The organism is Rhizobium binxianense (assembly GCF_028994275.1).
Taxonomy (GTDB): Bacteria; Pseudomonadota; Alphaproteobacteria; order Rhizobiales; family Rhizobiaceae; genus Rhizobium; species Rhizobium binxianense.
Map to the genome: position 1 here is coordinate 3,867,831 of NZ_CP118713.1, position 21,040 is coordinate 3,888,870.

A 21,040-nucleotide genomic window follows, 5' to 3' on the forward strand; every position below is an offset into this window, starting at 1 on the left:
CCCAAATCACCCGAATGATTCGGTGTTTTATGGCATGCGCCGGAAAAGGAGGAAATGGCGGCATTCTGTTTTAGAGAAAACTCTGCGGATCGATATCCAGCTGCACTTGCACCGATCCGCGCTCCTTGGGCGATTGCGACAGCATCGCCCGTAGAAACCCCTGCATATCAGAGTTCCGCCGGCCGTGCACCAGGAGGCGGAAGCGGTGGCGGCCGCGGACCAGCGCGAGCGGCGCTTCGGCCGGGCCGAGCACCGAGATGCCCGACACCTGCGGCGCGGCGTTGCGTATGCCGCGCGCATGGTTTTCAGCGTCATGGCGGGTTTCGGCCGAAACGATAATCGAGGCGAGCCTACCGAAGGGCGGCAACACGGCGCGTTCGCGTTCGGTGATTTCGCGCTCGTAGAAGGCGTCGGAATCGCCTGATACGATCGCCTGCATCACGGGATGCTGCGGCTGATAAGTCTGCAGCAGCCCATGGCTCTTGAGGCCGGTGCGGCCGGCCCGGCCGGTCACCTGCGACAAAAGCTGGAACGTGCGTTCGGCCGCGCGCGGATCGCCGTTGGCAAGCCCGAGATCGGCATCGACAATGCCGACCAGCGTCATCAGCGGAAAATTATGCCCCTTGGCGACGAGCTGGGTGCCGATGACAATATCCGCCTCGCCCTTGGCGATCGCGTCCAGCTCCAACCGCAGCCGCTTCACCCCGCCCATGATATCCGAGGAGAGAACGATCGTCCGCGCCTCCGGGAAATGCCGTTCCACCTCCTCGGCGATGCGCTCGACGCCTGGCCCGCAGGCGACGAGATGATCGAGCGTGCCGCATTCCGGGCAGGCCTCCGGCGTGCGCTCGGCATGGCCGCATTGATGGCATTGCAGCTGCTTGCGGAAACGATGCTCCACCAGCCAGCTCGAACATTGCGGGCACTGGAACCGATGGCCGCAGACCCGGCAGAGCGTCAGCGGCGCATAACCGCGCCGGTTGAGAAACAGCAGCGCCTGTTCGCGCTTCTCCACCGTCTTGCCGATCGCCCGGATCAGCACCGGCGACAGGAAGCCGCCCCGCTCCGGCGCGTGCCTGCGCATATCGACCAGATGCAGGTCCGGCATCGCCGCATCGCCGAAACGCGTCGGCAGGTGGACAGTGCTGTAGCGTCCGCTCTGCCCGTTGACCTGGCTTTCGACCGACGGCGTCGCCGATACCAGAATGACGGGAAAATCACCGATGCGGCCGCGCACCACAGCCATGTCGCGAGCATTGTAAAAGACGCGATCCTCCTGCTTGTAAGCGGGATCGTGCTCCTCGTCGACGATGATCAGCCCGAGATCCTCGAAGGGCAGGAAGAGCGCCGAGCGGGCACCGGCCACGACGCGCACCTCGCCGGTCACCGCCTGGCGCCAGACCTTCTCGCGCATACGCGGCGCCAGATCGGAATGCCATTCGGCCGGTTTTGCCCCGAAGCGGTCCTGGAAACGCTCCATGAAACTTGCCGTCAGCGCAATTTCCGGCAGCAGGATCAGCACCTGCTTGCCGCGTTTCAGCGTCTCGGCAATCGCCTCGAAATAAACCTCGGTCTTGCCGGAACCGGTCACCCCGTCGATCAGCGACACCGAAAATTCGCCCTTGCGGACGTCGGCAACGATCTCTTCGGCCGCCGCCTTCTGCGGCCCTTCGAGGCGCGCGGCAGCAAAATCGGGATCAGGCATCGCCACAACAGGCGGCGGTGGCAGGAATATCGTCTCGAAGATGCCGAGCGTGATCAGCCCGTCGACGACGCTCGTCGAGACGCCTGCCGCGTGCGCCAGGCCGCTGCGTGTCCAGGAAAGGCCGTCGGAGGCCGTGTCGAGCACCCGGGCGCGCGCCGGCGTCATCCGATCCGGTTCGCCGCCGACGAGCTTCAATCCCTCCACCATCGGTTCCGGCTCGAAGGCGTTCGGCGCCCTCAGCGCCATGCGAGCGACGAGGCCGGGCGGTGAGAGCGTGTAGGTCGCCACCCAGTCGATGAAATCGCGCATTTCCCGGGAGAGCGGCGGGCAGTCGAAGACATGGCTGATCGGCCTAAGCTTCTTCGGATCGACACCGTCCTCGCCGCCGTCCCAGACGACGCCGATCACCTGCCGGGGCCCGAGCGGCACCTGCACGACCGAGCCGGGCTCGACCGCCATGCCATCCGGCACCGAATAGGAATAGGGTTTGGGCGCCGGCATCGGCACCAGCACGGGAACCGTTCGGTTCGCGGGCGGTGCCTCGAAAAGCGCGCCAAAGAGATCGGACGAATCTGTGCTCATCGGGCGAGACCATGCCCGCAAATCGACGGAATTGGAACCGCAAAGACAAGGCGGCGTCTCCGGCGGAGAATGTGATTGCGCTCCTTTGCCGAGATCGCCCGTATCCCGAACGAAAAGGTTGCCGGGCAAGCGATTGGCCGCATAGATTGCCGGAAAATCTTATTCGAAATGCCGAAGCGCTGTTCTTCGGCCGCGGAAGTGGAGAGCACCAATGGCCAGACTGACCGAAGATGCCAAGGGCGTCTATGTGATCGCCGTAACCCCGTTCACCGATGACGGCGCGCTCGATCTCGAAAGCATCGACAGCATGGTCGATTTCTACGAGGGCGCCGGCGTCACCGGCCTAACGGTGCTTGGCCAGCTCGGCGAGGCCTCGAAGCTGACCGCCGAGGAATCGCGGATCGTGGTCGAACGGGTGCTGAAGCGGCTGGGCGGCCGTCTTCCCGTCGTCGTCGGCGTCTCGGCGCCGGGACTTGCGCCGATGCGCGAACTTGCCGAAGCGGTCATGGGAGTGGGAGCTGCCGGCGTCATGGTTGCGCCGCCCTGGACCGTCAAGACTGACGACCAGGCCTTCGCCTTCTACCAGTCGGTCGGCGAGGCCCTTAACGATACGCCCTTTGTGCTGCAGGATTATCCGCTCACCACCAATGTGACGATCGCGCCCCAGGTCATCGAGCGCATCGTCAACCAGGTGCCGAATTGCGTCATGCTCAAGCACGAGGATTGGCCGGGTCTTTCGAAGATCACTGCACTTCGCGCCGCTAGCGACAAGGGCGGCATGCGGCGCATCTCCATCCTTTGCGGCAATGGCGGGCTTTTCCTGCCCGAAGAGATGGGCCGCGGCGCCGACGGCGCCATGACCGGCTTCTGTTATCCTGAGATGATGGTCGGCGTTGTCGAAGCCTATGCCGCCGGAAATCCCGATCGTGCCCATGCGATCTTCGATGCCTATCTGCCGCTCGCCCGCTACGAACAGCAGCAGGGCATCGGCCTTGCCTCGCGCAAATATGTGCTTGCCAAGCGCGGCGTGATCAAATCCGCCACCCTGCGCAAACCGGGCGCCCGGCTCTCGGCGCTCGATATTGCCGATGTCGAGCGGTTGTTGGCGCGTCAGACGATCCGCCTCAAGGAGATCGGGGCGTGAGGCTCGACCCGTGCAGATCGAGACGATGTGTGTGTCCGTCCCGTCCGTTGGCCGGAAATCCGAGCGACTCCCAGAATTTCGCCGCGCCATCGTTTCCCGCATGAACGGTGACGATGCTGCAGGACGACCGCGCATGCTCGAGCAGCGCCGGGGCCAGCATCCGGCCGATGCCGCGCCTGCGCATTGCAGGGCTGATGTAGAAACGCCGCATCCGCAACGCCCCTGACATGGCGCCTTGGACGGTCATGCCGCCGATGCCGGCGAGCGCCTCCCCAACATAGGCGCTAAGCAATCTTTCACCGTCGCGCTCGAACCTGATATCGCCAGCCGCCCATTCGTCGACAAGGCGGGTGATATGGCGATACCCCTCTTGCCGGGCCGCGCTTTCGAGATCTGCGATTTCCCGCGGCAATCGATCGCGGATCATATGGATATCGATTGTCATGATCGTGGCGGGAATCTAGGCTGCAGGAACCGGGAGCTCGCGGCTCACCGCCGCAGCCGGCTGGCTGACCGGCATAAAGATCGCGTCGCCATCCCCAGCCATGTCGTGCACCGTATGTTTCTCCAGCGCCTTCGTCACCTCGTTGAGGTCGCCGTCCAGATGTTCGGCCGGAATGAGATTGCCGATCACGAAATCGAAGCGGTCGCCGCGTTTGTTCAGCAACTCGTGAAAGACCGTCATGTCGCGAAGCTCCGTCGACCATTTCGCCAGCCAGTAGAACAGGCCGGAATTGCGCGCCGTCATATGGACGGGAAGGATCGGCAAATTGTATTTGCGCGCCAGCCCGACGGCCGAGTTCTTCCATGGGCGCTCGTTCAGCCGGCCGTTCGCCCAGTAGGCGATGCGGCCCGAGGGAAAGAGCACCGTCGCCTTGCCTTCCCTTACCGCATGGTTGGTCAATTGCAGCGTCTCTCGCGCCTTCAGCTTGCTCTTGTATTCCTCCCGCCATTCGACGGGAATGATCATCTCGGCAAAGCGCGGATTGACGCGGATCGCATCGCGATTGGCAAAGAACATCATATCCGGCCGGCGCGCTTTCAGGAGATCGAACACGGCGACACCGTCGGCGATGCCGGTCGGGTGGTTGCTGACGAGGATGAAACCGCCAACATCGGGGATGCGTTCGCCATTGACGATGCCGATGTCGAGTTTCAGCACGTCGCTCAGATATTCGAACGACTGGAAACCTGGCATTTTGGCAACTGCATTGGCGAATTCGAGCGCCTTGTTATAGCGCAGCAGCGTGTAGAGGAACGGCCGCATGAGCGGCCAGAGTGGATTTTTCACAATCCTCTGCCCGCGTTCGGCAATCAGCGTGTCGACGATATGACCAGGCTTTCCCTGTGAAACGAGTGCGATCGCTTCCGCGAGCTGTCCGAAAGCCGTCATGGAATCGCGCCGTGCCATGAAAGATCCTGTCTATGGGGTATAAAACTATCGCAGTAGAATATGATCCAGGGATGACAAAGGTTTGGCCGGTATTAGCAATTTCATAACCGTTCCTGCTTCAAATTGGCGGACTTGAAGGCAAATTCAAGGCCAGCGACGTGAATGAACTGCTTGTAATCGCCGATCCCGGCCTGATGGCGGAACGGGCCGCGTGGCTCGAAAATCTCGCCCGCGAGCGCCGTCTTTCCGAGCACACACTCGATGCCTATGAACGCGACACCCGCCAGTTCCTGACCTTTCTGACCGGCCATCTCGCCGGCCCGGCGACACTTGGCGATATCAGGGAATTGCGCCCCGCCGATTTCCGCGCCTTCCTCGCAGCGCGGCGCAAACAGGGGTCCGGCGCGCGCTCGCTCGGCCGCAATCTCGCCGGCCTTCGCTCGCTGCTGCGCCATCTCGAAAAAAAGGGCCTGGTCAATGCCGCCGGTGCTGCTGCGATCCGTTCGCCGAAGCAGCCGAAATCGCTGCCCAAGCCGCTGTCGGACACCCAAGCAATCACCATCGTCAGCGACGAAGCCCAGCTCCATGACGAACCCTGGATCGCCGCCCGCGATGCGGCTGTCATGACCCTGCTTTACGGTTGCGGCCTGCGCATCTCCGAGGCGCTGGCTCTCGTTCCCGCTGACCTGCAGAAGGGCGCGACAACGCTGCGCATCACCGGCAAGGGCAACAAGACGCGGCTGGTGCCGCTGCTCTCGGTGGTTTTCGACGCGGTCGAGAAATACCGCACGCTCTGCCCCCATCATCTCGAAAGCAGTGAGCCGCTGTTTCGCGGCGCCCGCGGCGGCAAGCTGCAGGCGGCGATCATCCAGCGCGCCATGCAGAAGCTGCGCAGCGCCTTCGGCCTGCCGGAGACGGCGACGCCGCATGCGCTTCGCCACTCCTTCGCCACCCACCTGCTTGCCGGCGGCGGCGATCTGCGCACCATCCAGGAACTGCTCGGCCATGCCAGCCTTTCGACAACGCAGGTCTATACCGGGGTGGATGCCTCGCGGCTGCTCGAAGTGTATGATCGGGCGCATCCGCGCGCCTAATGCATGTCGCCCAAAAGTGCGCAGCGGTTTTGGGACAACGACATGCATAAACTATAGACCTAAAGCTTAAAGCGCATCGCATGCACCGGATTGAATGTGATGCGCTTTAAGCTTTCGTTAACGCATCCTCTTAAAGGAATATGCGCAAGCCGGGCGTAGAGCATGAAGCCTATAGAGCATGTGATCGGAACACCCATCATGACGACATCAATCGGCCGCCGGACGTCTTACCTCGCAGTGCCGGCCAATCTGTTGCTCTGGCTGATTGCAGCCTTTCACATGCTGCTTCTTGCCGCGCTGTTTGTCGCCTTCCTGGCCGCCAGGCCGGCGGCGGCCGAAGACGCGGCCTGCACCGGCCGCAACCTGATAGTCGAGCTGCAGCAGAACGATCCCGCCCGCTATGCCGAGGCGGTGAAGGAAGCCGACGCAACGCCGAACGGCAAGGGCATCTTCTGGAAAATCGAAAAGCCCGGACTTGCACCCTCGTGGCTGCTCGGCAGCATGCATGTCACCGATCCGCGTGTGCTGGCCCTGCCGCCGCGCGCCCAGGCCGCCCATGATGCGGCAAATACGATCATCATCGAATCCGACGAGATCCTCGATGAGCGCAAAGCGACCGCGGCCTTGCTCGCAAAGCCTGAATTGACGATGTTCACCGACGGTACGACGATCGACAAGCTGCTTTCTCCCGAGGACTACAAGCGCCTCGAAGCCGGCTTGAAGCAGCGTGGCATCCCGCTCGGTGCCGTCTCCCGCATGCGGCCGTGGATGATCTCGAGCGCCGTCGCCCTGCCGGCCTGCGAAATCGCCCGCAAGGCAAAAGGCGTGCAGTTCCTCGACCAGAAGATCGCCACCGACGCCGCTGCTCAGGGCAAACAGGTCAAGGGGCTGGAAACGCTCGCCGAACAGATCCAGGCCATGGCCGACCTGCCGATCGAATTCCATCTGAAATCGCTGATCGAGACGCTGGAGCTCGGCGACAAGATGAGCGATGTGGTGGAGACGATGACCGACCTCTATCTCTCCGGCGACATCGGCATGACCATGCCGATGCTGAAGACCGTGACGCCGGAGAATAAGGACGAAAGCAACGACTACGCCGCCTTCGAACAGCGCGTCATCCTCGACCGCAACAAGGTCATGGCCGAGCGCGCCGCCCCCATTCTCGACGGCGGCAATGTCTTCATGGCCGTCGGCGCCCTGCACCTGCCAGGCAAGGACGGCGTCATCGAACTGCTGCGCCAGCAGGGCTTTACCGTTACCGCGGTAAACTAAAGACTGACAGCACCTTTGAAGTGAACTTTGATTCCGAAAACCAATTGCTTTCGCCGGAGATGGAAACCATTAATCAGGCCGGCTCTTTATCGTCACCGCGGAAGCACAAATTGAAAATTATCAGCCATTTGCGAATGGTCGCAATTCTGGCCGCTTGCAGTATCTCATGCATCGCCACCGCCACTGAGGACCATCGCTTGCCGGCGGGGACGTATTGCGGACAGCTCCTGTCGGGCGGCGTCATGACAGAGGCGGAGACGACCTTCGTTTCAAGTGTCACAGACAGCAAGATAACGGGAAGCTACGTGTTCTTCGATAAAGGGCAAGCCGTCACGGGCTCCCTGTTCGAGCCGAACGACGACGATGACGGGAATGATTTGACTCGCAAACTCGTCTGGCAAGACAGGTATGGCCACGGGAATCTGGTTATAATCTTCACATCGGATTTCTCGGCATTCCAAGGAAACTGGGGTGACGGTGGGAAGGCGTCTTTTCCATGGAACGGGAAGCGTTGTGAACCAACGATAGCCAAGTCGAACTCCCGATTATTGCCGCCTGATCGATCAGTTGCAGCAAGTGAACCCAGCCCGCCGGCGATCACCCGAGCGTCATGCGGCGCAGCACATTGCTTTTCCAATAGAACTGATGAACAAGGGCGCCGGCGACATGCGCCGCGATCAGCGCCCAGAGAATGATCTTCAGGATATCCGCGTGGAACGAACCGGCGGGATCGATACCGAAATAGTAGGCGGCGATGCCGGAAAGCGGCATCGCGAAGATCAGGATGTAGAGGCCGGCATGGGCAAGCCTCGCTGCAAGACGGAAGATCGCCGGCTCCTGTGCGACCTCGTCTGGAACGCCCTTGGTAAAGCCCGAGCCTGAGGACGGCAAGCAGCAGGATGGCGATGCCGACATAGGCATGGATATTCGCCGACGAAATCTGCTCTGGCGTCGGTACCTGGCCTCTGCGCATCAGCCGACGCCAGATATTCATACCGTCGGGAAACAGCAGGTTGAAGAAGATCAGCAGCGCCACCGCCCAGTGAAGAAAACGCTGGCTCAGGCTGTAACTTATGATGGACGGCTGCTGCATTTTCTGGACCTTCGCGGATGCTGAATTCTACGATACGCAACAACTAAAACAGCCGCCTGCCTTCCGGCAAGCGGCTGTATGCTTTGTTACGAATATGTAAGATTACATATGGATCGGCTTGAAGAAGGTCGCGAGCGCGGCCTCTTTCACCGCTTCCGACATTGTGGGATGCGCGTGGCAGGTACGGCCGAGATCTTCCGACGAACCGCCGAACTCCATCAGTACGGCGATCTCGTGAATCATCTCGCCGGCGCCGAAGCCGACGATGTGGCCGCCGAGCACCCGGTCGGTTTCCTTGTCGGCAAGGATCTTGACGAAGCCGTCGGTCGCCAACATCGCGCGGGCTCGGCCGTTCGCGGTGAACGGGAACTTGCCGACCTTGTAGGCGACGCCTGCCGCCTTCAGCTCTTCCTCGGTCTTGCCGACCGAAGCGATTTCCGGCTGGGTGTAAACGACGCTCGGAATGACCTCGTAGTTCACATGGCCGTGCTGACCGGCGAGGATTTCGGCAAGCGCCACGCCCTCGTCTTCCGCCTTGTGCGCCAGCATCGGACCCTTGACCACGTCACCGATCGCATAGATGCCGTCGACATTAGTCTTGAAGTGACCGTCGATCTCGACGCGGCCGCGATTGTCGAGCGCCACGCCGGCCTCTTCCAGACCGAGACCCGCTGTATAGGGTTTGCGGCCGGTGGCGATCAGCACGACTTCGGCGTCGAGCGTCACCTTGTCGCCGCCCTTGACCGGCTCGAACGTGACCTTGGCGCCCTTGTCGCCCTTTTCGACGCCGGTCACCTTGGCGCTGAGATTGAAATCGATGCCCTGCTTGGCGAGCATGCGCTGGAACTGCTTGGATACTTCGCCGTCCATGCCGCCGAGGATGGTGTCGAGATATTCGACGACAGTGACCTTGGCGCCGAGGCGCGACCAGACCGAGCCGAGCTCGAGGCCGATGACGCCGCCGCCGACGACGATCAGCGTTTCCGGCACTTTCTCCAGCGCGATGCCGCCGGTGGACGAGATGATGGTCTTTTCATCGATCTCGACCTGGACGCCGGGAATGCCGGCGACGTCGGAGCCGGTGGCGATGACGATGCTCTTGCCTTCGATCTCCTGGACCGTGCCGTCTTCGGCGGTGACGGAAACCTTGCCGGCCGAGACGATCTTGCCGGTGCCCTTGATGGCATCGATCTTGTTCTTCTTGAAGAGGAAGGCGACGCCGTCGACATTCGCCTTCACCGTCGCATCCTTATGCGCCATCATATTGCCGAGGTTAAGCGTCGGCGCCGGGACGTCGATCCCGAGCGCGCTCATGCCGTGGCCGGCCTGATGGAACATTTCGGAGGCATGCAGCAGCGCCTTCGACGGAATGCAGCCGACATTCAGGCAGGTGCCGCCATAGGTCGCCCGCTTTTCGATGACGGCCACCTTAAGGCCGAGTTGGGCAGCCTTGACGGCGCAGACATAGCCGCCCGGGCCGGTTCCGATAATGATCACATCGTAGGACATTGCTTCTTTCCCTTTGGATTTTTCGTTTAATCGGCCGCGCGCGACAATGCGAGGCGGAAGCCGAAGCCGACGAGCGCCGCTCCGGTGACGCGGTTGAACCATTTGCCGCTGGCGATGAAGCGGTCACGGATCGTCTTGACCGTGAAGAAATAGGAGACGCCGGCAAACCAGGCGACCAGCGCCGTCGCCATGCCGATGCCGTAGGAAAACTGGATCAGCGCCGGCGTATCGTGATGCACGAGCGTCGAAAACAGCGACAGGAAGAACAGCACCGGCTTCGGGTTCAGCGCATTGGTGATGAAGCCCATGCCGAGGCACTTCAGCATCGAGACCGGCTCGCGGTCTTCGGCCGTCACCTCAATATCCCTCACCTTGAAGCCAGGCTCGCGGAACGACTTGATGCCGAGATAGACGAGATAGGTGACACCAGCCCATTTGATCATCGCAAACAGCATCAGCGATTTCGACACGATGAGACCGAGGCCGAGGATCGTGTAGCTGATGTGGAAGAGCAGCGAGAAGCCCATGCCGAGCCCGGTCATGACAGCGGCGCGGCGTCCATGCACGATGCTCTGACGCAGGATGACGGCGAAATCGGCGCCCGGCACGACGATGAAGATCGAGAAGACGGCCATCAGGCCAAGGAATTCGAGAATATACTGCATGCTGTTTTTGCCCCGTCGCTCTAGCGGCCGCCGCTCACATTGAGGATCGCGCCGGTTATATAGGAAGCCGAAGGTGACAGAAGATATAGGATCGCATCCGCCACCTCATCGGGCGTACCCGCGCGCTGCATCGGGACCGACGGCGCCATCTCGCGCGCCCGGTCGGGCAAGCCGCCGGAAGCATGGAGGTCGGTTTCGATGATGCCTGGCCTTATGGCATTCACGCGGATGCCTTCGGCTGCAACCTCGCGCGCCAGCCCGACGGTGAACGTGTCGATCGCCGCCTTCGAGGCGGCATAATCGACATACTGCGTCGCCGAACCGAGGATCGCCGCCATCGACGAGACGTTGACGATCGCGCCTCCCTCGCCACCGTGCCGGCTCGACATGCGGCGTATCGCCTCTGCGGCGCAGAGCATGGAGCCGGTCACATTGATGCGCAGCATGCGCTCGATCCGCTCCGCCGACATCTCGTCGACCCGCTGCGGATAGTCGACGACGCCGGCATTGTTGACGAGCCCGTCGAGCCGGCCGAAATGCCGGTCGACGGCCGCAAACATCGAGACGATATCTGCAGCCTTGCCGACATCGCCCTCAATCGCCACGGCCTCGCCGCCGCCTTTTGCAATCGCCGCAACGACGGCATCCGCGGCCTTGCGGTTGGAGGCGTAATTCACCGCGACACGCCAGCCCCGGCGCGCGGCGAGGCGCGAGACCGCAGCGCCGATGCCTCGGCTTCCGCCGGTCACGAGAACAACAGGTGCATCGCTCATGTCGCACACTCCTTGAAAACAAGCACGTCCCAAGGCGCCACGGAAGCCTTGCCCTCGCCCCAGGCGCTGGATTCGCGAATGGCAGGACCAAGGCCGGGAAGCACGAGCTTTTCAGCCGCCGCAGCGCCTTCCGGCTGCAGATTGTCCAGCTCACCCTCTGCATCCATGCCGTAGACGGCGCCCTGCCAGACCGTGCAGGCATTGAGATCGGCGCCGGTGGCGTCGCCCTCGGGGCAATTGAACATCAGGATGCCGATGGCACGCACCGGATCTTCCGATGGCATGACATAACCTTCCATCACGACTGCCGTCCTGAGCGCGCGGACCTTGAACTGGTTGCTGGCGGCGGCGGATGGAGAATTCAACGGTGCAAATCGCAATTCATAGGCACCGTCGCGATCGACATAGACGGCCCGTTCCTGCTTGCAGGCGGCGGCGAAGGCGGTCACAGGAACGCCGAAAAATGCGGCCGCCGCGATTGCAGCCACACCCTTCCGCCCCATCGTGATACCGATCCCACCGCTCATTGCAGCTTCGGCTCCCTTCGTCCGTCGGCATTCTCGATCACGCTGAAATCCGTCAGCAGCACCAGCGCGCGGCCGTCCTTGTCGAGCCCCCAGAAAACCGGATAGAAACCGTCACCCCAGCCGCTCCAGAACACCGCGACATTGCCCTTTTTGCCGGCGACCGGCCGGTGCAGTGCATAGGTGCCCTTGTTGGCATCGAGATCCGAGGCCAGCACATCGTCGTAGTAATTGATGTCGGCGTCAGGCTTCTGCGCCTGCAGCTGCGCTTCGCGTTCACCGATCAGAGGAAGCGTCTCCGCATCCATGTAGCAACCGAGACCTGCATCGACCGGATAGCCGAAAATCTCGCCGTCCTTCAGCGTCGCCGGATCCTGCCCGGGCAGGACCGCAAGCTCCCAATGATCCGGCTTGCCCTCGGCAAACCGCATGCTGGCGGCCGCGATGCGCCCGAAGGCCTGGTAGAGCGTCACCGGATATTCGCCCGGCGCAACCGTCCTGGCGAGCGGCGGACGATCGGGCTGCGCGAGCGGGTCGGCCGCGACGATGCGTCCGGAGGTCAGCTCGACATTCCCCATATGGATCACGCCGATCGACCGTCCGGAAAGTTCGGCGTCGCTGAGTGCCGCCAGCTCGAAATTGCTGCTTGCCTTGCCAACGTCCCAGCCGGCCGCCGACGCAGAGACCGGGACATGCGCGGCGGCAGCGCAAAGAAGAAGGCGCGCCGCTCGCATGATCCGGTTCCGCATCAAAAATGCTCCTTAGAGGTCGAGAACCAGACGTTCCGGATCTTCGAGGCTTTCCTTGACACGCACGAGGAAGGTGACCGCTTCCTTGCCGTCGACGATGCGGTGATCGTAGGAAAGCGCCAGATACATCATCGGACGGATGACCACCTGGCCGCCGATCGCCACCGGCCGCTCCTGGATCTTGTGCATGCCGAGAATGCCGGACTGCGGTGCGTTCAGGATCGGCGAAGACATCAGCGAACCGTAGACGCCGCCATTGGTGATGGTGAAGGTGCCGCCCTGCATATCGGCCATGGAGAGCGAGCCATCACGGGCTGCCTTGGCAAGACGGCCGAGCTCCTTCTCGATTTCGGCGATCGACATCTGGTCGGCGTCGCGGATGACAGGAACGACGAGGCCCTTGTCGGTGCCGACGGCCATGCCGACATGGCAGTAATTCTTGTAGATGACGTCGGTGCCGTCGATTTCGGCGTTGACGGCCGGCAATTCCTTCAGCGCATGCGTCACCGCCTTGGTGAAGAAGCCCATGAAGCCGAGCTTGACGCCGTGCTTCTTCTCGAAGATGTCCTTGTACTTGTTGCGCAGATCCATGACCGCCTTCATGTCCACCTCATTGTAGGTGGTCAGCATGGCGGCGGTGTTCTGCGCGTCCTTGAGGCGCTTGGCGATCGTCTGACGCAGACGCGTCATCTTCACGCGCTCTTCGCGCGAGGCATCCTCGACCGTCGACGGGCCACGCGCAGCGGCAGGAGCGGCGGGTGCGGCCGCCGGAGCGGAAATGCCCTTGGCGACGGCGGCGATGACATCACCCTTCAGCACCTGGCCGCGCTTGCCGCTACCGTCGACCTGGTCGGCGGAGAGGTTGTTTTCGGCCAGCATCTTCGAAGCCGCCGGGGCCGGCGGCATGGTGGAGACGGAAGCGCTCGCCGACGATGCCGCCGCAGCGGCAACCGGTGCCGGCTGGGCGGGAGCAGCCGGGGCTGGCCGGGCAGGCGCGGCGGCCGGTGCAGCAGCAGCCGGCGCGGCGGCAGCGGCAGCACCTTCGGCGATCTGGCCGAGCAGTGCGCCGAGCCCGACGGTTTCGCCGGCGGCAGCGACGATTTCCGAAAGCGTGCCGGAGGCCGGTGCCGGAACTTCGATGGTCACCTTGTCGGTTTCAAGCTCGAGAATCGGCTCATCGGCCTTGATGGCGTCGCCGACCTTCTTGAACCAGGTGCCGACGGTTGCCTCGCTGACGGATTCACCGAGAGTTGGAACGCGGATTTCTGTGGCCATTGTTCAGATCCTGATTTCGTGTGTTTTCGTTTATGCGTTTCAGACGGCGGGCGGCCGCAAAATGATCGAGGGCATCGGCAGAATTTCGAAACGGAAACCGAAACCGGAAGCGATGATCGGATCGCCGTCGGCAAGAAGCTGTGCCGCCGGCTGATCCTCGACTTCGACGATCGCCATGCCCCAGGCGCCTTCACCCTCGAAGACGGGACCGACTATAACAGCCGATCCCGCAAGGGCGTGCCGATGCCAGTATTCGACATGGCGTTTCATCGCCGCCATTTCCTCCCCGGTCCCGTCATGCGGGAAAGTGGGGCGCGGCGGCAGCAGTCTCAGAAAGAAATAAGCCATTGCGCCCCCCTTGTTTTAGCCGCCCAATGCATCCTCGAGGAATGCGGCGAGCTGCGACAGATGCTTGGACATCAGGCCCGTTGCCGGCGAGGCGGCGGCCGGACGGCCGGTGTAGCGGACGCGCTGGTACTTCGCGTCGATATGGGCGAGCACCCATTCGAGGAAGGGGTCGATGAACGACCACGCGCCCATGTTCTTCGGCTCTTCCTGGCACCAGACCATCTCGGCATTGCGGAAGCGCGACAGCTCGTTGATCAGCGCCTTTGCCGGGAACGGATAGAGCTGTTCGACACGCAGGAGATAGATGTCGTCGATGCCGCGCTTTTCACGCTCTTCGAGAAGATCGTAATAGACCTTGCCGGAGCACATGACGACACGGCGGATCTTGTTGTCCTTCTGCAGCTTGATCGGGCCGTCCTTGATCACCTCGGCATCGTCCCAGAGCAGGCGATGGAAGGCGGATTCGCCGGCCATTTCGGCAAGCGTCGAGACCGCCCGCTTGTGGCGCAGCAGCGACTTCGGCGTCATCAGGATCAGCGGCTTGCGGAAGTCGCGCTTCAGCTGCCGGCGCAGGATGTGGAAGTAGTTCGCCGGCGTCGTGACGTTGGCGACCTGCATATTGTCTTCGGCGCAAAGCTGCAGGAAACGCTCGAGGCGGGCCGAGGAATGTTCCGGACCCTGACCTTCATAGCCATGCGGCAGCAGGCAGACGAGGCCCGACATGCGCAGCCACTTGCGTTCGCCCGACGAGATGAACTGGTCGAAGACCACCTGCGCGCCGTTGGCGAAATCGCCGAACTGCGCTTCCCAGAGCGTCAGCGCATTCGGACGGGCGAGCGAATAGCCGTATTCGAAACCGAGCACGGCCTCTTCCGAAAGCATCGAATTGATGACTTCGTAGCGTCCCTGCGTCGGCGAGAGATTGGCAAGCGGGATGTAGCGTTCTTCGGTTTCCTGATCGTAGAGCACGGAATGGCGCTGCGAGAAGGTGCCGCGTTCGCAATCCTGGCCGGACAGACGGATCTTACTGCCTTCGACGCAGAGCGCGCCGAAGGAGAGCGCTTCGGCCATCGCCCAGTCGATACCCTCGCCGGTGGCGATCATATTGGCGCGGTTTTCCATGAAGCGCTGGATCGTGCGATGCGCGTTGAAGCCCGCCGGGATCTCCGACAGCTTGCGACCGATCTCCTTCAGCGTCTTCATCGGCACAGCGGTCTTGCCGCGGCGCTGCTCATCGGCATTGTCGGCCGTACGCAGGCCCGACCACTCACCGTCCAGCCAGTCGGCCTTATTCGGCTTGTACTGCTGGCCGGCTTCGAACTCCTGCTCGAGGTGGAGGCGCCAATCGGCCTTCATCTTCTCGACCTCACCTTCGGTGAGCAGGCCCTCGGCGACGAGACGGGCCGCGTAGAGCTGCAGCACGGTCTTGTGGGCGCGGATCACCTTGTACATCTTCGGCTGCGTGAAGGACGGTTCATCGCCTTCATTGTGGCCGTAGCGGCGATAGCAGAACAGGTCGAGCACCACGGGCTTGTGGAACTTCATGCGGAATTCCGTGGCGATCTTGGCCCCGTAGACGACCGCTTCCGGATCGTCGCCGTTGACGTGTAGGATCGGCGCCTCGATCATCTTGGCGACGTCGGACGGATAGGGCGACGAGCGCGAGAAGGCCGGGTTCGTGGTGAAGCCGATCTGGTTGTTGATGATCACATGCATGGTGCCGGCGACGCGGTGGCCGCGCAGACCGGAAAGGCCGAGGATTTCGGCAATGACACCCTGGCCGGCAAAAGCCGCGTCGCCATGGATCAGCAGCGGCAGAACCTTGGCGCGTTCGGAAAGCGGGATGATGTCACCGTCCCAGACCGCGGCATTCATGTCCTGCTTGGCGCGGGCCTTGCCCATGACGACAGGATCGACGATTTCGAGATGCGACGGGTTCGCCGTCAGCGAAACGTGGATCTTGTTGCCGTCGAATTCGCGGTCGGAGGAGGCGCCGAGATGGTACTTGACGTCACCAGAGCCCTCGACCTCGTCGGGAGCGGCCGAGCCGCCCTTGAACTCGTGAAAGATCGCCCGGTGCGGCTTGCCCATGACCTGGGAGAGCACGTTCAGGCGGCCGCGATGGGCCATGCCGAATACGGCTTCCTTGAGGCCGAGATGGCCGCCGCGCTTGAGGATCTGCTCCAGCGCCGGGATCAGCGATTCGCCGCCGTCAAGACCGAAACGCTTCGTGCCCTTGAACTTGACGTCGAGGAACTGTTCGTAGCCTTCGGCTTCGACGAGCTTGGCAAGGATCGCCTTCTTGCCTTCCGGCGTGAAGGCCACACCCTTGTCCGGTCCTTCGATGCGCTCCTGAATCCACGCCTTCTCTTCCGGATTGGAGATATGCATGAATTCGACGCCGAGCGTCGAGCAATAGGTGCGCTCGAGAATATCGATCATCTCGCGGATGGTCGCATATTCCAAGCCGAGCACGTTGTCGATGAAGATCCTGCGGTCGTAATCAGCGGCCGTGAAGCCGTAATTCTCCGGCGACAGTTCGCGATAATCGTCGACCGAAGCGGCGATGCCGAGCGGGTCGAGCTTGGCATGCAGGTGGCCGCGCATGCGATAGGCGCGGATCATCATGATGGCGCGCACGGAATCGCGCGTTGCCTGCAGCACGTCGCCAGCACTCGCCGGCTGGCCGGCAGCTTCGGCCTTCGCCTTGATCTTGGTCTCGATGACCTTCTCGACGATGCCCCAGTCGCCATCCAGCGCCGAGACGAGATCGCCGCTTGCCTGCAGCGGCCAATTCTTCCTGCGCCAGGAAGCGCCCTTGGCTGCCTTCTTCACATCGTTCGGATCGTCTTCCAGTGCCTTGAAGAAGGACCGCCACTGATCGTCGACCGAGTTGGGATCGTCTTCATAACGGGCGTAGAGCTGCTCGATATAGGCAGCATTGGCGCCATCCAGAAACGAGGTGATCTGAAATTGCTCGTTGGCTTCTTGCCGTGCCATGGTTTTACGCGGACGCTTCCGCCCGCCTCCTGACTTTGATGAATTTGCCGGCTCGATCGCCGACTGCCGCATTTCGATTGCCGCCTGTCCGCGGCGCATCTGCATGTCTCTTACCGTCAAGGCCGGGCGGAAAGGCGCAGATGCCGTTCCTCCGCCCGGGGTCTTTAAGTGGTTTTAGCCCTTGAGGACTTCCACCAGGGTCTTGCCGAGGCGGGCCGGAGACGGCGACACCTTGATGCCTGCCGATTCCATCGCCGCGATCTTCGATTCCGCATCGCCCTTGCCGCCGGATACCACAGCACCGGCATGGCCCATGGTGCGGCCCTTCGGCGCCGTACGGCCGGCAATGAAGCCGGCCATCGGCTTCTTGCGACCCTTCTTGGCCTCGTCCTTGAGGAACTGGGCTGCGTCTTCTTCAGCCGCACCACCGATTTCGCCGATCATGATGATCGAGGTCGTGGCTTCGTCGGCCAGGAACAATTCCAGGACGTCGATGAACTCGGTGCCCTTGACCGGGTCGCCACCGATGCCGACGGCCGTCGTCTGGCCGAGACCTTCGTTCGATGTCTGGAAGACGGCCTCATAGGTCAGCGTGCCCGAGCGGGACACGATGCCGACCGAACCCTTGCGGAAGATCGAGCCCGGCATGATGCCGATCTTGCACTCTTCCGGCGTCAGGATGCCCGGGCAATTGGGCCCAAGCAGTCGCGACTTGGAGCGGTCGAGGCGGGCCTTGACGCGCACCATGTCCATGACCGGGATGCCTTCGGTAATGCAGGTGATGAACGGGATCTCGGCGTCGATCGCCTCGATGATCGCATCGGCTGCACCGGCCGGCGGAACATAGATGACGGATGCATTGGCGCCGGTCTTTTCCCTGCCCTCGGCAACGGTTGCGAAGATCGGCAGGCTTTCGCCCTTCGAGCCGGCCCAGGTTTCGCCGCCCTTCTTCGGGTGGATACCGCCGACCATCTGCGTGCCGTAGTAGGCGAGCGCCTGTTCGGTGTGGAACGTGCCGGTCTTGCCGGTCAGACCCTGAACAAGGATCTTGGTGTCTTTGTTGACGAGAATGGACATGCGAGGCCTTTGTTTAGGAGAGGTTGGAAGACGTGGGGGACGTGCGACGATAGATGCCGCTGACGACCTCCTGCCAAGTATCGCTGCCTGCAGGCGAAAAGCGGACGCCCATCCGGTAGCAGTCTTCATTTTCAAAAGTGAATGCGGTGCGCTGTCTGCCGCGCGGCGAAATCTTCATCAGCACGAGTTCATTGCCGTTCCACGCGCCGGAAGCCGGCATGGGCGGCGCAAAACCTGCGGTATCGAACTGGTAGAGTTTGTAGCTCTGGTCCGATGTATCGAAGCCGAAAACATTTCGGGCCTCGAACGAAACTGCACCATCGCGCGTCTGGCGATAGCGCTGTTCGAGGAAAAACCCGCCGAACAGCGTCTCGCCGGAAAGCTCCGCACTGGCCTTGCCTTCACTCGTCCACGCCGACCCCGCGATGCACTCCTCCCCTTCCCATGCGCCGGCGAAGGCGTTGAGACGGAAATGAGCAGCGGAGGGCGTGGACTGGAAGGCCATGATCGTTCTCAGCCGTTGATCGCCGCGACGATCTTCTTGGCCGCATCGTCCAGGTCGTCAGCCGCCGTGATCGCCAGACCCGACTCGTTCAGGATCTTCTTGCCGAGCTCGACATTGGTGCCTTCAAGGCGCACGACGAGCGGAACCTTGAGGCCGACTTCCTTGACCGCGGCAATTACGCCCTCGGCAATGACATCGCACTTCATGATGCCGCCGAAGATGTTGACGAGAATGCCTTCGACCTTGGGGTCTGCGGTGATGATCTTGAAAGCCGCAGCAACCTTCTCCTTGCCGGCGCCGCCGCCGACGTCGCAGAAGTTAGCCGGCTCCTTACCGTAGAGCTTGATGATATCCATGGTCGCCATGGCAAGACCGGCACCGTTGACCATGCAGCCGATATTGCCGTCGAGCGCGACATAGGCGAGGTCCCACTTCGAGGCCTCGATTTCCTTAGCGTCTTCTTCGGTCTCGTCGCGCAGAAGCTTGACGTCGTCGTGGCGGAAGAGCGCATTGCCGTCGAAGGACATCTTCGCGTCGAGAACGCGCAGATGACCATCCTTCATGACGATCAGCGGATTGACCTCGAGCAGCGCCATGTCCTTCTCGTTGAAGGCCTTGTACAATGCCGGGAAGAGCGACTTGGCATCTTCGGCGGCAGCACCCTCGAGCTGCAGAGCCTTGGAGATCGTGGCAATGTCGGCAGCCGTCACGCCGGCTTCCGGATCGATGGCGATCGTCTGGATCTTCTCGGGCGTGTCGTGGGCGACAGCTTCGATGTCCATGCCGCCTTCGGTGGACACCACGAAAGCCACACGACCGACCGAGCGGTCGACCAGCAGCGAGCAATAGAGCTCGCGGGCAATGTCGGCACCGTCCTCGATGTAAAGGCGGTTGACCTGCTTGCCGGCTTCGCCGGTCTGCGCCGTCACCAGCGTATGACCCAGCATTTCCTTGGCATGGGAAACGACTTCGTCGATCGACTTGGCGAGCCGTACACCGCCCTTGGCCTCCGGCGACAGCTCCTTGAACTTGCCCTTGCCGCGGCCGCCGGCATGGATCTGGCTCTTGACCACGTAAAGTGGGCCGGGAAGCGACTTGGCGGCAGCCTCGGCCTCTTCGACCTTGAGAATAGCCACACCCTCGGCAACCGGCGCGCCATAGCCCTTCAGCAGAGCCTTGGCTTGATATTCATGAATGTTCATGGGTCTATCCCTATTTCGATTAGTTCAGCCCATCGACTACTTGAGGGCAGGCGCGATGTTGATGCAGGCTTCGCAGAGACCGGCGACGGCGCCGACGGACTTGTCGAAGGCTTCCTTCTCGGTCTTGTTGAGGTCGATTTCGATGATGCGCTCAACGCCGCCGGCACCGATGACGGTGGGAACGCCGACATACATGTCCTTGACGCCGTACTGGCCGGAAAGATGAGCAGCGCAGGGCAGAACGCGCTTCTTGTCCTTGAGGTAGGATTCGGCCATTTCGATCGCCGAGGCGGCCGGAGCGTAATAGGCGGAGCCGGTCTTCAGAAGGCCGACGATTTCGGCGCCGCCGTCACGGGTGCGCTGGATGATTTCTTCGAGGCGTTCCTTGGTGACCCAGCCCATGGTGACGAGGTCGGTCAGCGGGATGCCGCCGACGGTGGAGTAACGGGCAAGCGGCACCATCGTGTCGCCGTGGCCGCCGAGCACGAAGGCCGTGACGTCCTGGACGGAGACGTTGAATTCCTTGGCTAGGAAAAGACGGAAGCGCGAGGAGTCGAGAACGCCGGCCATGCCGACGACCTTATTGGCCGGGAGGCCGGAGAACTTCTGCAGTGCCCAGACCATGGCGTCGAGCGGATTGGTGATGCAGATCACGAAGGCGTTCGGCGCATATTTCTTGATGCCGGCGCCGACCTGCTCCATGACCTTGAGGTTGATGCCGAGAAGATCGTCGCGGCTCATGCCGGGCTTGCGGGCGACGCCGGCGGTGACGATGCAGACGTCGGCGCCTTCGATCGCGGAATAGTCGCTGGCACCGGTCAGATTGACGTCGAAGCCTTCGACCGGCGAGGACTGGGAAATGTCGAGACCCTTGCCCTGAGGAATGCCGTCCGCAATATCGAAAAGGACGATGTCGCCCAGTTCCTTCAGGCCGGCGAGGTGCGCCAGCGTGCCACCAATCATGCCAGAACCAATGAGTGCGATCTTGTTACGCGCCATTTCGCTGTTTCCTTTGCGATCAAATTCGTCGAGCAGCGCGCAGCAAGGCACCGCCCAATGACGCAATCGCATAGACCCAAAGCCAAAAAATGGCAAACCATTAATTTTGATGCAGCGTTTTCAATCGT

The 21,040-nt window shown here is 62.1% G+C and carries 18 protein-coding genes and 1 pseudogene; 3 read left to right on the plus strand and 16 right to left on the minus strand.

Going from position 1 to position 21,040, the window contains the following annotated elements; genetic code table 11:
* Positions 1-70: 70 nt before the first annotated feature.
* Positions 71-2,287, minus strand: a complete 2,217-nt coding sequence (locus PO860_RS18950; RefSeq protein ID WP_273884490.1) for a primosomal protein N' — start codon at positions 2,285-2,287, stop codon at positions 71-73.
* 211 nt (positions 2,288-2,498) lie between these two features.
* On the opposite strand from PO860_RS18950, the gene PO860_RS18955 reads away from it, so the two are divergent.
* A complete protein-coding gene (locus PO860_RS18955) occupies positions 2,499-3,431 on the plus strand; it encodes a dihydrodipicolinate synthase family protein (protein ID WP_183608649.1) in 933 nt (310 codons plus the stop codon).
* On the opposite strand, the gene PO860_RS18960 is transcribed toward PO860_RS18955, so the two are convergent.
* Together PO860_RS18960 and PO860_RS18965 are read right to left on the minus strand one after the other, a co-directional pair.
* Positions 3,412-3,876, minus strand: a complete 465-nt coding sequence (locus PO860_RS18960) for a GNAT family N-acetyltransferase (RefSeq protein WP_183608648.1) — start codon at positions 3,874-3,876, stop codon at positions 3,412-3,414. The two genes, PO860_RS18955 and PO860_RS18960, sit on opposite strands and share 20 nt — an antisense overlap.
* A 15-nt stretch (positions 3,877-3,891) precedes the next feature.
* Positions 3,892-4,842: a GNAT family N-acetyltransferase gene (locus tag PO860_RS18965; protein ID WP_273881431.1), complete on the minus strand. Its 951-nt coding sequence runs from the start codon at positions 4,840-4,842 to the stop codon at positions 3,892-3,894.
* Between the two features lie 140 nt (positions 4,843-4,982).
* Here PO860_RS18965 and PO860_RS18970 point away from each other — a divergent pair, with 140 nt between their 5' ends.
* On the plus strand, positions 4,983-5,918 hold the full coding sequence (locus PO860_RS18970) for a tyrosine recombinase XerC (RefSeq protein WP_273884489.1): 936 nt from the start codon (positions 4,983-4,985) through the stop codon (positions 5,916-5,918).
* Positions 5,919-6,116: 198 nt separating this feature from the next.
* The gene (locus PO860_RS18975; protein ID WP_273884488.1) at positions 6,117-7,193 is read left to right on the plus strand and encodes a TraB/GumN family protein; all 1,077 of its coding nucleotides are present in this window, start codon (positions 6,117-6,119) and stop codon (positions 7,191-7,193) included.
* 597 nt (positions 7,194-7,790) lie between these two features.
* Here PO860_RS18975 and PO860_RS18980 read toward each other — a convergent pair.
* The 13 genes and pseudogenes from PO860_RS18980 to mdh form a co-directional block, all read right to left on the minus strand.
* A pseudogene (locus tag PO860_RS18980) lies at positions 7,791-8,286 on the minus strand (cytochrome b).
* 102 nt (positions 8,287-8,388) lie between these two features.
* Positions 8,389-9,795, minus strand: a complete 1,407-nt coding sequence (lpdA, locus tag PO860_RS18985; protein WP_183608643.1) for a dihydrolipoyl dehydrogenase — start codon at positions 9,793-9,795, stop codon at positions 8,389-8,391.
* A 26-nt stretch (positions 9,796-9,821) separates the two neighbouring features.
* Positions 9,822-10,460, minus strand: a complete 639-nt coding sequence (locus PO860_RS18990) for a LysE family translocator (RefSeq protein ID WP_183608642.1) — start codon at positions 10,458-10,460, stop codon at positions 9,822-9,824.
* Positions 10,461-10,480: 20 nt separating this feature from the next.
* Positions 10,481-11,233, minus strand: a complete 753-nt coding sequence (locus tag PO860_RS18995; protein WP_273884487.1) for an SDR family oxidoreductase — start codon at positions 11,231-11,233, stop codon at positions 10,481-10,483.
* Positions 11,230-11,760 (minus strand): hypothetical protein, encoded by a 531-nt coding sequence (locus PO860_RS19000; RefSeq protein WP_273884486.1) that lies wholly within the window; start codon positions 11,758-11,760, stop codon positions 11,230-11,232. The genes PO860_RS18995 and PO860_RS19000 overlap by 4 nt, the downstream gene beginning before the upstream one ends.
* Positions 11,757-12,506, minus strand: a complete 750-nt coding sequence (locus PO860_RS19005) for a DUF4241 domain-containing protein (protein WP_273881427.1) — start codon at positions 12,504-12,506, stop codon at positions 11,757-11,759. Before PO860_RS19005 ends, PO860_RS19000 begins: the two co-directional genes overlap by 4 nt.
* Before the next feature lie 12 nt (positions 12,507-12,518).
* Positions 12,519-13,781, minus strand: coding sequence for a 2-oxoglutarate dehydrogenase complex dihydrolipoyllysine-residue succinyltransferase (gene odhB / locus PO860_RS19010; protein ID WP_183608638.1), 1,263 nt, complete (start codon positions 13,779-13,781; stop codon positions 12,519-12,521).
* A gap of 39 nt (positions 13,782-13,820) precedes the next feature.
* Complete coding sequence (locus tag PO860_RS19015) at positions 13,821-14,129, minus strand: YciI family protein (protein ID WP_272783613.1); 309 nt, start codon at positions 14,127-14,129, stop codon at positions 13,821-13,823.
* 15 nt (positions 14,130-14,144) lie between these two features.
* A complete protein-coding gene (locus tag PO860_RS19020) occupies positions 14,145-17,129 on the minus strand; it encodes a 2-oxoglutarate dehydrogenase E1 component (protein ID WP_183608636.1) in 2,985 nt (994 codons plus the stop codon).
* Positions 17,130-17,303: 174 nt separating this feature from the next.
* Positions 17,304-18,206: a succinate--CoA ligase subunit alpha gene (gene sucD / locus PO860_RS19025; protein ID WP_183608635.1), complete on the minus strand. Its 903-nt coding sequence runs from the start codon at positions 18,204-18,206 to the stop codon at positions 17,304-17,306.
* Positions 18,207-18,219: 13 nt separating this feature from the next.
* Positions 18,220-18,711: a DUF1579 family protein gene (locus tag PO860_RS19030; protein ID WP_273884484.1), complete on the minus strand. Its 492-nt coding sequence runs from the start codon at positions 18,709-18,711 to the stop codon at positions 18,220-18,222.
* 8 nt (positions 18,712-18,719) lie between these two features.
* Positions 18,720-19,913, minus strand: coding sequence for an ADP-forming succinate--CoA ligase subunit beta (sucC, locus tag PO860_RS19035; protein WP_183608633.1), 1,194 nt, complete (start codon positions 19,911-19,913; stop codon positions 18,720-18,722).
* Between the two features lie 36 nt (positions 19,914-19,949).
* Complete coding sequence (gene mdh / locus PO860_RS19040; RefSeq protein WP_003543522.1) at positions 19,950-20,912, minus strand: malate dehydrogenase; 963 nt, start codon at positions 20,910-20,912, stop codon at positions 19,950-19,952.
* Positions 20,913-21,040 lie beyond the last annotated feature (128 nt).

What these genes read in the sequence shown, in the direction of transcription:
- PO860_RS19015 (WP_272783613.1), bottom strand. Translation starts at nt 14,129, where the DNA reads ATGGCTTATTTCTTTCTGAGACTGCTGCCGCCGCGCCCCACTTTCCCG.
- odhB (WP_183608638.1), bottom strand. Translation starts at nt 13,781, where the DNA reads ATGGCCACAGAAATCCGCGTTCCAACTCTCGGTGAATCCGTCAGCGAG.
- PO860_RS18960 (WP_183608648.1), bottom strand. Translation starts at nt 3,876, where the DNA reads ATGACAATCGATATCCATATGATCCGCGATCGATTGCCGCGGGAAATC.
- PO860_RS18950 (WP_273884490.1), bottom strand. Translation starts at nt 2,287, where the DNA reads ATGAGCACAGATTCGTCCGATCTCTTTGGCGCGCTTTTCGAGGCACCG.
- sucC (WP_183608633.1), bottom strand. Translation starts at nt 19,913, where the DNA reads ATGAACATTCATGAATATCAAGCCAAGGCTCTGCTGAAGGGCTATGGC.
- PO860_RS19030 (WP_273884484.1), bottom strand. Translation starts at nt 18,711, where the DNA reads ATGGCCTTCCAGTCCACGCCCTCCGCTGCTCATTTCCGTCTCAACGCC.
- PO860_RS19005 (WP_273881427.1), bottom strand. Translation starts at nt 12,506, where the DNA reads ATGCGGAACCGGATCATGCGAGCGGCGCGCCTTCTTCTTTGCGCTGCC.
- PO860_RS18955 (WP_183608649.1), top strand. Translation starts at nt 2,499, where the DNA reads ATGGCCAGACTGACCGAAGATGCCAAGGGCGTCTATGTGATCGCCGTA.
- PO860_RS19000 (WP_273884486.1), bottom strand. Translation starts at nt 11,760, where the DNA reads ATGAGCGGTGGGATCGGTATCACGATGGGGCGGAAGGGTGTGGCTGCA.
- PO860_RS18975 (WP_273884488.1), top strand. Translation starts at nt 6,117, where the DNA reads ATGACGACATCAATCGGCCGCCGGACGTCTTACCTCGCAGTGCCGGCC.
- PO860_RS18995 (WP_273884487.1), bottom strand. Translation starts at nt 11,233, where the DNA reads ATGAGCGATGCACCTGTTGTTCTCGTGACCGGCGGAAGCCGAGGCATC.
- PO860_RS19020 (WP_183608636.1), bottom strand. Translation starts at nt 17,129, where the DNA reads ATGGCACGGCAAGAAGCCAACGAGCAATTTCAGATCACCTCGTTTCTG.
- lpdA (WP_183608643.1), bottom strand. Translation starts at nt 9,795, where the DNA reads ATGTCCTACGATGTGATCATTATCGGAACCGGCCCGGGCGGCTATGTC.
- PO860_RS18965 (WP_273881431.1), bottom strand. Translation starts at nt 4,842, where the DNA reads ATGGCACGGCGCGATTCCATGACGGCTTTCGGACAGCTCGCGGAAGCG.
- PO860_RS18990 (WP_183608642.1), bottom strand. Translation starts at nt 10,460, where the DNA reads ATGCAGTATATTCTCGAATTCCTTGGCCTGATGGCCGTCTTCTCGATC.
- sucD (WP_183608635.1), bottom strand. Translation starts at nt 18,206, where the DNA reads ATGTCCATTCTCGTCAACAAAGACACCAAGATCCTTGTTCAGGGTCTG.
- mdh (WP_003543522.1), bottom strand. Translation starts at nt 20,912, where the DNA reads ATGGCGCGTAACAAGATCGCACTCATTGGTTCTGGCATGATTGGTGGC.